This is a genomic window from Streptomyces sp. NPDC051684, assembly GCF_044453445.1.
In the GTDB taxonomy this organism is placed as follows: domain Bacteria; phylum Actinomycetota; class Actinomycetes; order Streptomycetales; family Streptomycetaceae; genus Streptomyces.
Map to the genome: position 1 here is coordinate 276,521 of NZ_JBITCS010000004.1, position 13,986 is coordinate 290,506.

Below are 13,986 nucleotides of genomic sequence, written 5' to 3' on the forward strand. Positions count from 1 at the left end.
GCGCGGCGCTGCCGGCCGGTGTCGACCGGCCGGCAGCGCCGCAGTACATCAGCCCGTCGCGACCGGAGTGGCCCGCGCGGCCTGCCGCAGGGCCTCGGTGTCCGTAAGCTTGACGCGGGGGCGGCCCTGGGCCTCACCCGCCGCCCGTTCCGTACGGTCGATCGCCTGCCAGGCCGTCAGGCCCAGGGCGTCCGGCGCCGCCGTGGCGCCGGGCTCCGGCTGCGGGAGGCGGCCCGCGGCGAAGTCGTCGAGGAGGGACTCGACGGTCTCGTGGGCGCAGGTCTTGTTCGTGCCGATGAACCCGGTCGGGCCGCGCTTGATCCAGCCCGCGACGTAGACACCGGGCTCGACCCGGCCGCCCTCGTGCGGGACGGTCGCGCTGTCCTCGTCGAAGGGCAGCCCGGGGACGGGCCGGGCGCGGTAGCCGACGGAGCGCAGCACGAAGCCGGTCTCCAGGGTCTCGGTGGCACCGGTGGGGCGGGCCCGCACGGTGCCGTCCTCATCGGTGTGCAGGGTGGTCGGGCTGATCTCCAGGGCCTGTACGCGGTCCTCACCGATGAGGCGTGCCGGTCCCGCGAGGAAGCGCAGCGTGATCCGGCGGCGGCCCTCCACCGGTGTACGCGTGGCCAGTTCGGCCAGCAGCCGGGTCTTGTCGTTGGTGTCTGCGGCCAGGCCCTCGGGCCAGCCCTCGATGCTCACGTCCACGTCCTTGAGGGCGGCGAGCGCGAGGAGTTCGGGGACGGTGAAGGCGGCCTGCGCGGGCCCGCGGCGGCCGAGCAGCACAACCTCGCGGACCTTGCTGTCACGGAGGGCGTCCAGCGCACGGTCGGAGATGTCGGTGCGGGCCAGGGCGTCGGGGTCCGCCGTGAGGATGCGGGCGACGTCGAGGGCGACGTTACCGTTGCCGATGACGACCGCGCGTTCGGTGTCGAGGGGGTGCTCGTCGTGGGCGCGGTCGGGGTGGCCGTTGTACCAGGCGACAAAGTCCGTGGCGGAGATGCTGCCGGGCAGGTCCTCGCCCTCGATGCCGAGGCGCTTGTCGGTTGCCGCGCCCACCGCGTAGAGCACCGCGTGGTGCTCGCGCAGCAGATCGGCGTGGGTGAGGTCGGTGCCGACCTCGACGCCGAGGCGGTAACTGAAGCCGGGCTGCGACTCGATGGTCCGGAACAGCTCGGTGACCTGCTTGGTGTCCTGGTGGTCGGGTGCGACGCCGGCCCGCGCGAGCCCGTACGGGGTGGGGAGCCGGTCGTACACGGTGACACGGGCGCCGGGATGGCGCAGCAGCTCGTCGGCGGCGAAGAGCCCGGCGGGCCCCGCGCCGACGACGGCGACGGACAACTCGCCCTGCGGAAGAGTGCGTTGCTTGGGCACGACGTACATGGGTGCACGGTCGTCGTGCGGATTCTCCTTGTAGTAGCCGGCGTTCAGCTCCAGGAACGGCAACTCCGCCTCACTGAGCGCGGTGTGGGGCTTGAGTGCGTCGACCGGGCAGGCCGTCGTGCAGGCGCCGCAGTCCACGCAGGTGCGCGGATCGACGTACAGCATCTCGGCGGTGGCGAAGCCGGGCTCGCCCGGGGCGGGGTGGATGCAGTTGACCGGACAGGCCAGCACGCAGGAGGCGTCGGCGCAGCAGGATCGGGTGACGGCGTACGGCACGGCGGGCTGGTCTCCGTTCGGGCGTTCAGGAAGAGCGGTGCGGGGCTGACGGGGACTCGGTCAGCGCTGGTGAGCGGTCAGTCGGTGAGCGGGGCAGGCTCGCCGCGGAAGCGTGCCGGGCGGCCGTCGATGCGCAGGGCGCGCCACAGCGGGCGGGACACCTTGTTCATCAGGCCGATGTCCTGGGCGAGCATCCGCACGTCGGAGAAGAGCTCCTGGAGCATCTTCTGACCGGCCTCGGACTTCCAGAAGACCTCCTTGATCACCCAGTCCGGGATGCCGACCAGCTCGGCGGACTTCTTGTCGGGGATCATGATGACGTCGCACAGGATCCGCATGATCAGCGGGAAGAGGACGGACAGCGCGCCGCGCCGGGCCTTGCCGTAGCGCGGGACGCGCAGCCGCAGGAACTCGTGGGCGAAGGAGATGTGCCGGGCTTCCTCGGCGATGTGGATCTGCATGATCCGCTGCGGCAGCGGGTGCACCGGCTCCCCGCTGCGCAGGGCGCCCTTCTGGAGGTGGTCGATGGGCTCCTCGCCGGCGAGGATGCCGGTGAAGAACGCCTCGGGGTAGAGCGAGCCGAACAGTGGGAGGACCCGGCTGAGCTGGCGGAACCAGCGCTTGCCGCCCGGGGTGTCCACGCCGGTGCGGTTGACCAGCTCCTGGAACATCTGGGTGTGGTGGGTCTCTTCCGTGATCTCGTGGGTGAGATACCTGAACTCCAGGTTCTGGTTGCCGAGTTGGTAGATGTAGTCGAGCGCCCCGCGCATGAGCAGGTTCTCGAACTGCATGCCCACCTTGGCGATGACCGCCCAGCGCCAGATCCCGATCCGGATCTGTGTCTCGAGCGACTGCTCCTGGTACCAGCGGTGGGCGCCGAGCGCGTCCGCGGACGTGAGCACCCACCGGGTGTCCGTGGCGTCCACGGCGAACTCGGGGTCGTCCCACTTGATGTCGATGAAGGCGTTGAAGTTGACGTTGACGGAGCCCTCGGACAAGGTCCGCAGGCGCTCGTCGTAGACCTTCCTGGACAGCTTCGGGGTCATCTTCGTCCTCGATTGTCGTTGGTAGGGGCGGTGCTGGCAGACGGACGGGCGGACGGTCAGGCGGCGCGGGTAGGTTCCTTGACCTCGGCCGTCCTGCCCGCCTTCCCGAAGCGCAGCGGGCCGTCGTCGATGGGGGCGTTCTGGAGCATGGCGCGGTCGCGGTAGTAGTTGTTCCACAGCCGCCACGGGTCGCGGGTGCCCTGGCGCGGCATGACCTTGTCGGCACGCGCGATGTACCCGGAGGTCAGCGCCTCGCCCATGACGGAGAACTCGGAACGGTCGGCGTCGGAGGCCACCGGGGTGGCGATGTCGTGTCCGTTGCTCCGCATGTGGGACAGCAGGCGGGCGGTGTAGTCGGCCGCGAGGTCCGCCTTCAGGGTCCAGGAGGCGTTGGTGTAGCCGATGACGAGCGACATGTTGGGCACGCCTTCGAGCAGTACGGCCTTGTAGAGCACGCGGTTCGTGACATCCACCGGGACGCCGTCCACGGTCACGTCCATGCCGCCCATGAGACGGACGCTCAGGCCGGTCGCGGTGACGACGATGTCGGCCTTCAGCTCCTCGCCGGACTTCAGGCGGATGCCGTCGGCGGTGAACGTGTCGATGTGGTCGGTGGCGATGGCCGCCTTGCCGCGCTTGAGCACCTTGAACAGGTCGCCGCCGGGCACGACACAGAGCCGCTGGTCCCAGGGCTTGTAGTTCGGGCTGAAGTGCCGCATGTCGACGCCCTTGCCGGCCTGGGCGCGCACGAGCCCGAGCAGCGCCTTGCGGGCCAGGCGGGGATACTTGCGGCAGAAGGCGTAACTCCCGCGCTGCAACGCGATGTTGCGGGCCCGCACCACCTTGTGGGTGAGGCGGGCGGGGGCGCGCAGCTTCTTCATGACGGAGGTGAGCGGGTCGACCTCCGGCAGGGCCAGGACATACGTGGGCGAGCGCTGCAGCATGGTGACGCTCTCGGCCGTGTCGGCCATCGCGGGCAGCAGCGTGATGGCGGTGGCGCCGGAGCCGATGACGACGACGCGCTTGCCCGCGTAGTCGAGGCCCTCGGGCCACTGCTGGGGGTGGACCAGCGTGCCCCGGTAGTCGGCCTCGCCCGGGAACTCGGGGCGGTAGGGCTTGTCGTAGTCGTAGTAGCCGGTCGCGCCGACGAGATAGCCCGCGCTGTACGACTCGCGCTCGCCGGTGCCCTCGTCCTCGACCTCCACCGTCCAGCGCCCGGTCTCGTGGGAAAAGTCGGCGCTGAGGGCGCGGCGGCCGAAGCGGGTGCGCTCCAGGATGCCGCCGTCGGCCGCGGCGTCCTCCACGTACTGGCGGATCCGCGCGCCGTCGGCGAGGATACGGGCGTCGCTCCAGGGCCGGAATCCGAAGCCGAAGGTGGGCATGTCGGAGTCGGACCGGATGCCCGGGTAGCGGAAGAGGTCCCAGGTGCCGCCCACGCGAGCGCGGCGCTCGAGTACGACGACCGAGGCCCTGGGGTTGTCGCGCAGGACATGGCGCGCGGCGCTGATGCCGGATATTCCGGCACCGATGACCAGGACGTCGACGTGCTGCTGCTCCATCGCGGAGGGTCCTCGCTCTCGCTCGTGAGCCCCTGAGAGAGACAGGGACGGAGGGTTCAACGCCGCTCGGGGCGTTGGCGGTACTCAGACACGTGGTTCTCATCTGCGCGGTACCCGCAATTTACCTGCGACACTCTGTTTCAGATACCGCTGGTAACGTGACGTGGGTCACACAGTGGGACTGGTGAATTCGGCCGAACATCCGCAGCCGACACAGAAGTTGGCGACGGGCGTGACGTCGTGCCTGGTGGTCGTGGTGACGGCGCCCGACAGGCCCGCCCCTCCGGGTGGGGTGCACCGGGAGCGGGTGCGATTGAATACGGCCTCATGAACGAAAGTGGGCGCGCCGCCAGCCGGACTGCGGTGCTCGTGTGTCAGGGCCGGGCGGCCACGGACGGGCGGGCCGGTGCGGGCAGGTTCGCGGATCCGGTGGCGGCGCGGCTGCTGCGGGGCGCGGAGCGGGTGCCCGTGGACGAGGTGCGGGCGGGCACACCGCCGAAGGACTGGCGGGCCCGGATGACGTACGAGAGCGTACGGGCGTGTGCCGAGGTGGCCGTGCCGCGCACGGTCGCCATCGACGAGGCCCTGCGCGCCCGTCCGACCGGCCAGCTCGTGATCCTCGGTGCCGGCCTCGACACCCGCGCCTGGCGGCTGGCCGAACTCGCGCGGACGGATGTGTGGGAAGTGGACCATCCCGCCTCCCAGCGGGACAAGCGGGCCCGGCTCGCGGAGGCCGCCGGGCCGGCGCCCGTGGCCCGTTCAGTGCGCTTCACGCCCGTCGACTTCGCAGCCGACGACCTCGGCGCCGCGCTGGCCGCCGCCGGGCACGACGCGGCCGCGCCGACGACCTGGCTCTGGGAGGGCGTCGTCCCCTACCTCACACGCGCCGAGGTCCGCGCGACGCTGGCCACGCTCGCCGCGCGCACGGCTCCCGGCAGCGCGCTCGTCGTCAACTACCAGGCACCCTCGGTGCAGGCGGCCGCGGGACGCCTGCTGACACGCGTGCTCCGCAGTTCCGTCACGGCGGGCGAGCCGTGGCGCTCGCTGTGGAAGCCGCGGCAACTGGCGGCACTGCTCGCGGAACACGGTTGGTCGGTGACATCGGACGACTCCCTCCTCCCCCTCGCCGAATCCCTCGGCAGCCCCGCGCGGGGTCGGGCGTCCTTGCGGTCGGGGCGGGTTGCGGTGGCAGAGACGTCCCCGCCCAGGAACCAACCGCCCGCGCACTGACGGCACCCCTCCGTCGCCCCAACAGCCCTTGCGACCCCATCCATTGACGGATCCCCTCCCCCCGGACAAAGATCGACTGGAACCGTACCGACAACGTTGTCCAACGAGAGGGTCGCGATGAGAGCGTCGCCGTCATCGAGCTCGCAGAACTCACCGAGACCGCCCAGGTCCCTCGCACCGCGCCGCTCCCCGCGCGCGCTGCGATCGCTGATACGCACCGTCACCGCCGCGTTCGTCGTCACCACGGTGGCCGCCGCCACGCTCACCCCCGGGGTCGCGAGCGCGCGGGAGGCCGGACCCGGCTTCGCCGCCGATCCGACGAGCCTCGTCGACACGTCGATCGGGAACAACGGCGACGGCACCACCTTCCCCGGTGCCGCCTCCCCCTTCGGCATGGTCCAGCTGAGCCCCGACACGCAGCTGAACAAGTACGCCTCGTACGACTACGCGCAGGACACCATCCTCGGCTTCAGCCACACGCACCTCTCGGGCGTCGGCTGCCAGACGATGGGCAATATCCGGTTCATGCCGACCACGGGCGCGGTCACCTCGTCCGACCCGGCGCAGTACGGCGCGAAGTTCAACCACGACAACGAGACCCGGTCGCCGGGCTACTACGGCGTGAAGTTCGACAACGGCATCAAGGCCGAACTGTCGTCGACCCGGCGGACCGGCCAGCACCGCTACACCTTCCCCAGCGGTTCGGGCGCGGAGAACGTCCTCATCGAGGCCGGGGAGAGCAACGGCAGCACCTACGCCGGAGACATCAAGGTCGTCGGCGACAACACCGTCGAGGGGTGGGTGCAGGGCGGCAACTTCTGCGGGGAGACCGGCAAGGAGCGCTACCGGGTCTTCTTCAGCGCCAAGTTCAACCGGTCGTTCTCGACGTTCGGCACCTGGAGCGACGGCACGCTCACCCCGAACCAGCGGGAGGCCACGCGGGGCGACAAGCGCGCCGGTGCCTGGCTGTCGTTCGACCCGGCCAAGGGTGACAAGGTCGGCGCGTCGGTGGGCCTGTCCTACACCTCGGTGGACGGCGCGCGCCTCAACCGCGGCGCCGAGCAGCCGAGTTCGTTCGACCGGGCCCGCTCCGGCGCGCACGACGCCTGGAAGGCCGAGCTGAACCGGATGCGCGTCGCCGGCGGCTCCACCGCCGATCAGCGCACGTACTACAGCGCCTTGTACCGCTCGCTGCTGCACCCGTCGATCGGCTCCGACGTCGACAACCGCTATCGCGGCTTCGACGACAAGGTGCACCGCTCGGACTCCCCGTACTACCAGATGTTCTCGCTGTGGGACACGTACCGCTCGCAGAACCAACTGGTGGCGCTGCTGCACCCGGACAAGGCCGCCGACATGGCCAAGTCCCTGCTGCGTGTCTACAAGGACGGTGGCTGGCTGCCGCGTTGGGGCCTCGGCAACAGTGAGACGAACGTGATGAGCGGCGACCCCGTGACACCGTTCATCGTCGACCTCTACAACCGCGGCCTGCTCGACGACCGCACCTCGCGCGAGCTCTTCGACGCGCTCTGGAAGAACGTCAACGAGGTCCCGGCCGACCAGTCGACGTTCCGTGGCCGTGACGGCAACCCGACGTACGTCAAGAAGGGCTTCGTCGGCTACCAGGACCTGCCCGGCTACAAGTTCGGCGACAGCCGCCAGGCGGGCTCCGCCACGCTGGAGTACGCGCTCGGCGACTGCGCCCTGTCCACGATGGCCGACGGCCTCGGCCACCGGGACAAGGCCGCGATGCTCGCCTCACGCTGCGACAACTTCACCAAGTTGTGGGACGCGAAGGTCACTTCGCAGGGTTTCACCGGCTTCCCGGTGACGAGGAACGCGGACGGCAGCGCCGCCGGTGACACCGACCCGACGCAGTCCGGCGCCTTCCACGAGGGCACGGCGTGGCAGTACCAGTGGCTCGCGCAGCAGAACCCGCAGGCGCTCTACGGCCTGATGGGCGGCAAGAAGGCCGCCGAGCAGCGCCTCGACAAGTTCTTCGACATGCCGACCGTGCTCAGCGACCCGGCAAAGGCGGCCAAGGACTCGTGGGTGACGGGCGCCTACGACTACCACAACAACTTCGCGTTCAACCCGAACAACGAGCCCGACTTCCACGCCCCGTGGATGTACGCGTGGACCGACACCCCGTGGAAGACCTCCGCGGTGCTGCGGGCCATGCGGACGCTGTTCACCGACGACCCGTACGGCATGCCCGGCAACGACGACCTCGGCGCCACCTCGTCGCTGCTCGTCTTCGCCATGGCCGGCGTCTTCGAGGTCCAGCCCGGCTCGGCGAAGTACGTCCTGTCGGCCCCGATGTTCGACAAGGTCGAGATCCGCCCGGCGCACGGTCGCGGGATCAGCATCGAGGCTCCGGGCGCGGACGCCTCGAAGCACCAGTACGTGTCGTCCGTGACCACGGGCAAGGGCACCGCGCTGCGCCGGAGCTGGCTGTCCCACAAGGACCTGCTCGGAGCCGGCACGATCGCGTTCAAGCTCTCCGACAAGCCGACGACCTGGGGCGCGGGTGTCGCGCCGCCGGCGGTGGCCGGGGACTGAGGCGGTGCGGCGCGGCTCCTCGTCCACGGGGAGCCGCGCCCCACTCCGGGCGCCCCGCCGCGAAAAGCGTTTGTGCGAGAGGGCCCCGGGGTGGTCCGGTGGCTGCGTGATCGATCGTGATGACGCGGCTGACGATGCAGCAGCTGACGCGGAAGCCACTGTCCGGCCGTCGACGATGGCGTGGGTGCGGCGAGGGCTCGGGGACGGGGAGCGGGTCGTTCGGGTCGAGGCGTTGCACGGTGGTGTCACCGCCGAGATGCGGCGGCTGACCATCGCCGGGCCCGGTGACACCCGACGTGAGCTGGTGCTGCGGAGTTACGTGGACCCGTTCTTCGTGGCACGTGCCGAGGAGGCGCTGGACCGGGAGGGCAGCGCGCTGACCGTGCTCGCCGGGGCGCCGGACGTACCGGCTCCCGGGCTGGTCGCGGCCGATCCGACCGCGGCGCACTGTGAGTATCCGTCACTCCTGATGACCTGCCTGCCGGGGCGTGCGCTCCTCGGCGACGAAGGGCTTGAGACACGTGTCCGGCTGCTCGCGCGGCAGCTCGTGGCGATTCACCAGGTGTCCCCCGACGAACAGCCGCCGAAATACGAGGCGTTGACCACCGCCGACACCGTCGTGGTTCCCGAGGGCGCCGACGCCGCCGCGTGGGCCGCGGCCGTCGACGTCATCCGTGAGCCTGCGCCGCCCTACGAAGGGCGCTTCCTGCACCGGGACTTCCACCCCGGCAACGTCCTGTTCGACACACCGGCGACCCGGATCACGGGTGTCGTCGACTGGGCCGGTGCCTCGTGGGGACCCACGGACCTGGACGTGGCACACACCTGCACCAACCTGGCCCTGGTGCACGGGCCGCAGTGGGGGCAGCGGTTCGCGGACGCGTACGAGGAGGCCGGTGGGGTGCTCACCGGGGAAGCGGACGAGCGGCTGTACTGGCGGGTCCGGGATGCGCTGGCGTTCTCGGAGGAGGTGGCCGTGGTGGCGCGGCCGTGGCGGGAAGCGGGGAGGACGGAGCTGACCACGAGCGTGGTGGAGGGGCGGCTGGATACCTATGTCAGCGGGCTGATGTCGTCCGCGTGACGGCGTGCGTGGCAACGGGTCGCCGACACACCCGATTCGGTCAACGCCGCGGGCCGAACGACAGCCCCCTCCCCCTCCCCTCTTCTCTCCTCTCCTGCCCCCCTCCTCCCCGGACGTCAGTAGCGATGCCCCGGCCAGTGCGGATGCGTCCAGCGGTCCTCGTCGGTGAGAGCGAGCAGCGCTGTCCGGCGCTGCACTTCCTCCGAGCCACCGGCGGCGCGGAGCCGGGCGGCGGCGTGGCCGTGGAGCCAGGCGGCCAGCTCGGCGCACATCCGGTCCTCGTCGTTCTCGTACCAGTTGACGTACCACGGGAGCCGGTCGCCCAGCAGCTCGTACTCCCACTCCTCGGCGGCCTCGGCGAGCCGCTGGTCGCTGAGGGGGCCGGTCCGCCGCTCCCACTCGGCGAGCCAGGGGGCGACCGTTCCGGAGGCCTCGGCGCACGCCGCCATGACCTGGTGCGCCGGGACGGCGGCGTCCGGATCGGTGAGGCTCTGTGCCCACCAGGCGTGCAGGAACTCGCGTACGGCGGCGGCCTGACCGTCGGGCCACCGCTGCCAGTGGCCGCGGGCGAAGGAGCCCCCCGCCTCCTCCAGCCCGAACAGCGGATCGACGCGACCGGCCACCAGGGCGGCGGCGAATTGCGGAAGGATGCGGCGCAGCACGGCGCCGTGGTCCGTCCAGTCGACGGCCTGCCATGTGCGGCGCAGGAGGTCTGGATCCAGCTCCACGTCGGGCACCTTGAGGAGGGCCAGTTCCTCCTCGCTCCCCCAGTGGCACGTGCAGTTGGCCTCGTCCGGGCGTGCGGTCGCTCCGCGGAAGACCGTGGCGAGGTCGGCCAGGGCGGCGTCGAGTCTGCGCCGGGCGGGGGGTGCGGCTGGATGCATGAGGTGGACCCATACCTTCAGGACTCCGGAACGGCCTGCGCCGTCCGAAGATCCCGACCTTACTGGAGGGGTCGGAACCGTACGACCTGTTATTCGATGGTGGGTGTCCGAGCTCCCGGGGCCAGGACGGGGAGCGACGACAGCCCGCGGACGAGGCGGGTGCGCCGCCACGCCAACTGGTTTCCCGGTACGGCGAGTTGGATTTCTGGGTGGCGTGCCAGCACGGCTCGCAGCACGATCTCCATCTCCGCCCTGGCCAGCGGCGCACCGACACAGCGGTGGATGCCGTGGCCGAACGCGAGGTGAGGGGCGGCGTCCCGGTCCGGATCCAACTCGTCCGGATCCGGGAACCGCGCCGGGTCCCGGTTCGCCGCTCCGAGCGCTACCAGCACCGGGGCGCCTGCCGGGATCTCGGTGCCGCCGAGCGTGACGGCCTCCGTGGCGTACCGGAAGGTGGCCGTGCTCACCGCGGAGTCGAAGCGGAGGAGTTCGTCGATGGCGCCAGGGATGGCGTCCGGATCGCGCCGCAGGCGGTCCAGTTGGGCCGGGTGCCGGAGCAGAGCCAGGACGGCGTTGCCGAGGGCGTGGGTGGTGGTCTCGTGTCCGGCCACGAGCAACAGGACGGCCAGGGACACCAGTTCCTGCTCGGTCAGGCGGTCCTCTCCGTCGCGTGCGGTGACGAGCCGGTCCAGGAGGGAGTCGCCGGGATCGAGGCGTTTGGCGGCGATCAACTCCGTCATGTACCCCGCCATCGCGTGCGAGGCCGCGTCGATGACATCGGGCTCCCCCGCCGCGAACAGCTCCGCGGACCAGCGCCGGACGTCGGCCCGGTCGGCCGGCGGCACTCCGAGCAGTTCACAGATGACGACGACCGGCAGGGGCACCGCCAGACCGGCCACGAAGTCGAACGGCTCCCCTTCGTGCCACTGATCCAACAACTGATCGGTGACGCGGACGATGAACGGGCGCAGCCGCGCGACGGCCCCGGTCGTGAACGCCTTCGTCACCTGCCGCCGAAGGCGGGTGTGCCGGGGCGGGTCGCTCGTGAGCATGGTGTGCGCGACCGCGGGGTGCAGGCGTCGCCGCGACTCCTTCCCCGCGAAGAAGGCGGCCGTGTCCTTCGACAGCCGGGCATCGCGCAGGGCCTCCCTGGCCTCCTTGTAGCCGGTGACCACATAGTCGGTGCGGCCTCCGGAGCCTGCCGGGACGGGCCCCACGGGGCAGGTGGCCCGCATGGCTGCCAGGGCCGGACAGGGGCTCCTGAGGAAGCGCGGATCCTGGGTCGGGTCAGTCATGACCTCAGGATCCAACGGCGCACGGGCGTCCGCGTACCGTTCGCCTCATCCGCGTTGCCTAGGATCACCGATCATGGACATCGCAGCGATACTCATACTCCTGCTCGGCGTACTCATCGCGGTCGGCACCATCGAGCGCAAGGTCGACCGCGCCGACCGCAGAACCGCCCGCGTCGAGCGGAAGCTCGATCTGGTCATCGACCACCTGGGAATCGAGACCGGCACGCTCGTACCGGGACTCGACGCCGTACGCGCCCTGGCACGCGACGGCAAGAAGATCGCGGCCATCAAGGCCTACCGCGAGGCGACGGGGGTGGGCCTCAAGGAGGCCAAGGAGGAGGTCGACCGGATGGAGTCCTCCGGCGGACACTGACGCGAGGGCAGCGCCGCGCTCCCCGGCCCGATCCGAACCGAGGCGCTAACACCCCGTGAACGTCACCCCCTCCGGCCCCGCCCCACCCGGGTCCGTCTCATAGCGGCTCAGTGCTGCCACCTTCTCCGCCGATGAACTGCCGGGGTCGAAGCGGTGCTGCAGCCATTCCGAGGCGAGTTTGCGGGCCAGTTCGAGGCCGACGACGCGCTGGCCCATGCACAGCACCTGCGCGTTGTTGCTCTTCACCGAGCGTTCCACGGAGTACGCGTCGTGGGCGGTCACCGCGCGGATGCCGGGGACCTTGTTCGCGGAGATCGCGACACCGAGGCCCGTGCCGCAGATGAGCAGGGCGCGGTCGGCCCGGTCCTCCGCGACGAGGCGGGCCGCGGCCACGCCGATGTGCGGGTAGGCGGTCGTGCCGTCGGCCTCGACGCCGACGTCGAGCACTTCGGACACGCGCGGGTCGGCCTGGAGGTCGGCCTTGATGCGTTCCTTGTACTCGAAGCCGGCGTCGTCGCAGCCGACGACCAGACGCAGCCGGTCCGTCATGCCGTTGTCACTCCTTGTCGGTTCTGGTCGTGCGCCTGCCCCTGGGTGTGCGGCGGATCGGCGAGCGCCGTCACGATCAGGGCCAGCGAGGTCGCTCCCGCGTCGGGGGTGCCCAGGCTGCGCTCCGCGAGCGGGCGGGCCCGGCCCACCTTGGGGCGCAGGTCCTTCGTCGCCTCCGCGGCGGCGGTCGCCGCCGCGGCCGCCGAGCGCCAGGCCTCGGCCGGGTCGACGCCCGAGTCCGTCGCGCGTTGCAGGGTGTCGGCGAACGGGAGCAGCGCGTCGAGCATCGTCTTGTCGCCCGGCGCCGCCCGGCCCAGGTCGCCGATGGCGTCGGCGAATGCCCGTACGCCGGTGGCTATGTCGGTGGGCGTGTAGGAGTCCGCGGAGTCGTTCAGTGCCCGTCCGAACGCCTCAAGCGCCGCGCCCCACAGCACACCCGAGGTGCCGCCCGCGTACTCGGCCCAGGACTGGCCCGCCTGCCGCAGCAGCCATCCGGCGCCGGCGTCCCGGCTCGCCCGTTCCGCGCGTTCGGCGGCGAAGCGGGCGCCCCTGACCATGCCGCGGCCGTGGTCGCCGTCTCCGGCGACCGCGTCGATCCGGCCCAGTTCGTCCTCGTTGCCCACCATCGTGCGGTGGATGGTCGACAGAGCCGCGCGTATGTCGTCGGCGAACTTCCTTGCTGCGGGCGATGCTTGGGGAATCTCGGTGACCGCAGCCGCGCCGCCGTGCGCGTCGGCCGCGCGCAGTCCGGACAGCGGGGCGCGCGCCTTGCGGTACGCCGGTGTGTAGGCGTCGGCGCGCCAGCGCGGCTCCAGATCCTCGTCGAGCCACATCAGGGTGAGCGAGCAGCCACCCATGTCGAGGCTGGTCACCAGCTCGCCGACCTCGGGGTCGACGATCTCGATGCCGCGCTCGCGCAGCCGCGCGGACACCCGACCCCAGAGGAGGAAGAGTTCCTCGTACTTGGTGGCACCGAGGCCGTTGAGGATCGCGCCCACCCGGTGACCGGCGGAGTCAGGTGTCTCCTGGAGGATGCGGTCCACGAGGAGCGCCGCCAGTTCGTCGGCCTTCAGCATCGGTACGTCCTCGATGCCCGGCTCGCCGTGGATGCCGAGGCCGAGGCCCAGGTGTCCCTCGGGCACCTCGAAGAGCGGCTCCCCCGCGCCCGGCAGCGTACAGCCGGCGAAGGCCACGCCCAGGCTGCGCGTCGCGGCGTTGGCGGCGCGGCCGAGGCGTTCCACCTCGTCGAGGTCGAGGCCCTCGGCGGCCGCCGCGCCCATGACCTTGAATACCGTGAAGTCGCCCGCGGTGCCCCGGCGTTCGTCCACCTGCTCGGCGGACGCCACGTCGTCGGTGACGATCACGATCCGGGTGTCGATGCCCTCGGCGCACAGCCGCTCCGCGGCGATCCGGAAGTTCAGCACGTCCCCGGCATAGTTGCCGAAGCTGAGGATCACACCTCTGCCCTGGTCGGCGGCCTTGGCCACCGAGTAGACCTGGGTCGCCGACGGCGAGGTGAAGATGTTGCCCACCACGGCGCCATGGGCCATGCCCGGCCCGACCGTTCCACAGAAGGCCGGGTAATGGCCGGAGCCGCCACCGATGACGACCGCCACCTGAGGTTGGTCGTCGCGGTGTGCGACGACGCCTCCGGGCACTCCGCGCAACCGGTCCGCGTACAGATCGAGAAAGCCGGCCAGCTGGTCCTCGGCGAAGTTCGCCGGGTCGTCGAAGAGTCTGGTCACGAGGGG

At 71.2% G+C, this 13,986-nt stretch carries 11 protein-coding genes; 4 read left to right on the top strand and 7 right to left on the bottom strand.

The window, feature by feature from the left end; genetic code table 11:
• Positions 1-48 precede the first annotated feature (48 nt).
• From ACIA8D_RS07190 to ACIA8D_RS07200, 3 genes are all read right to left on the bottom strand, one after another.
• Positions 49-1,656, bottom strand: coding sequence for an FAD-dependent oxidoreductase (locus tag ACIA8D_RS07190; RefSeq protein ID WP_399229524.1), 1,608 nt, complete (start codon positions 1,654-1,656; stop codon positions 49-51).
• Between the two features lie 77 nt (positions 1,657-1,733).
• Positions 1,734-2,702, bottom strand: a complete 969-nt coding sequence (locus ACIA8D_RS07195) for a diiron oxygenase (protein ID WP_399229525.1) — start codon at positions 2,700-2,702, stop codon at positions 1,734-1,736.
• Positions 2,703-2,758: 56 nt separating this feature from the next.
• Positions 2,759-4,261 carry a flavin-containing monooxygenase gene (locus tag ACIA8D_RS07200; protein WP_399229527.1) on the bottom strand — a complete coding sequence of 501 codons (1,503 nt, stop codon included), beginning with the start codon at positions 4,259-4,261 and terminating at the stop codon, positions 2,759-2,761.
• Between the two features lie 327 nt (positions 4,262-4,588).
• Between ACIA8D_RS07200 and ACIA8D_RS07205 the strand changes: the two genes are divergently transcribed.
• From ACIA8D_RS07205 to ACIA8D_RS07215, 3 genes are all read left to right on the top strand, one after another.
• A complete protein-coding gene (locus tag ACIA8D_RS07205) occupies positions 4,589-5,491 on the top strand; it encodes a class I SAM-dependent methyltransferase (protein ID WP_399229529.1) in 903 nt (300 codons plus the stop codon).
• A gap of 117 nt (positions 5,492-5,608) precedes the next feature.
• Entirely contained in the window at positions 5,609-8,053 is a 2,445-nt protein-coding gene (locus tag ACIA8D_RS07210) for a GH92 family glycosyl hydrolase (RefSeq protein WP_399229531.1), read from the top strand.
• A gap of 175 nt (positions 8,054-8,228) precedes the next feature.
• On the top strand, positions 8,229-9,134 hold the full coding sequence (locus ACIA8D_RS07215) for a phosphotransferase family protein (RefSeq protein ID WP_399229683.1): 906 nt from the start codon (positions 8,229-8,231) through the stop codon (positions 9,132-9,134).
• 116 nt (positions 9,135-9,250) lie between these two features.
• Here ACIA8D_RS07215 and ACIA8D_RS07220 read toward each other — a convergent pair whose 3' ends face one another.
• Both ACIA8D_RS07220 and ACIA8D_RS07225 read right to left on the bottom strand, forming a co-directional pair.
• Positions 9,251-10,018, bottom strand: a complete 768-nt coding sequence (locus tag ACIA8D_RS07220) for a hypothetical protein (RefSeq protein WP_399229532.1) — start codon at positions 10,016-10,018, stop codon at positions 9,251-9,253.
• An 89-nt stretch (positions 10,019-10,107) separates the two neighbouring features.
• Positions 10,108-11,313 carry a cytochrome P450 gene (locus ACIA8D_RS07225; RefSeq protein ID WP_399229534.1) on the bottom strand — a complete coding sequence of 402 codons (1,206 nt, stop codon included), beginning with the start codon at positions 11,311-11,313 and terminating at the stop codon, positions 10,108-10,110.
• A gap of 73 nt (positions 11,314-11,386) precedes the next feature.
• Here ACIA8D_RS07225 and ACIA8D_RS07230 point away from each other — a divergent pair, with 73 nt between their 5' ends.
• The gene (locus tag ACIA8D_RS07230) at positions 11,387-11,686 is read left to right on the top strand and encodes a ribosomal protein L7/L12 (protein ID WP_399229536.1); all 300 of its coding nucleotides are present in this window, start codon (positions 11,387-11,389) and stop codon (positions 11,684-11,686) included.
• Between the two features lie 45 nt (positions 11,687-11,731).
• On the opposite strand, the gene ACIA8D_RS07235 is transcribed toward ACIA8D_RS07230, so the two are convergent.
• Positions 11,732-12,235: a ribose-5-phosphate isomerase gene (locus tag ACIA8D_RS07235; RefSeq protein WP_399229538.1), complete on the bottom strand. Its 504-nt coding sequence runs from the start codon at positions 12,233-12,235 to the stop codon at positions 11,732-11,734.
• The gene (locus ACIA8D_RS07240; RefSeq protein ID WP_399229540.1) at positions 12,232-13,980 is read right to left on the bottom strand and encodes a dihydroxyacetone kinase family protein; all 1,749 of its coding nucleotides are present in this window, start codon (positions 13,978-13,980) and stop codon (positions 12,232-12,234) included. The genes ACIA8D_RS07235 and ACIA8D_RS07240 overlap by 4 nt, the downstream gene beginning before the upstream one ends.
• Between the last annotated feature and the right edge of the window lie 6 nt (positions 13,981-13,986).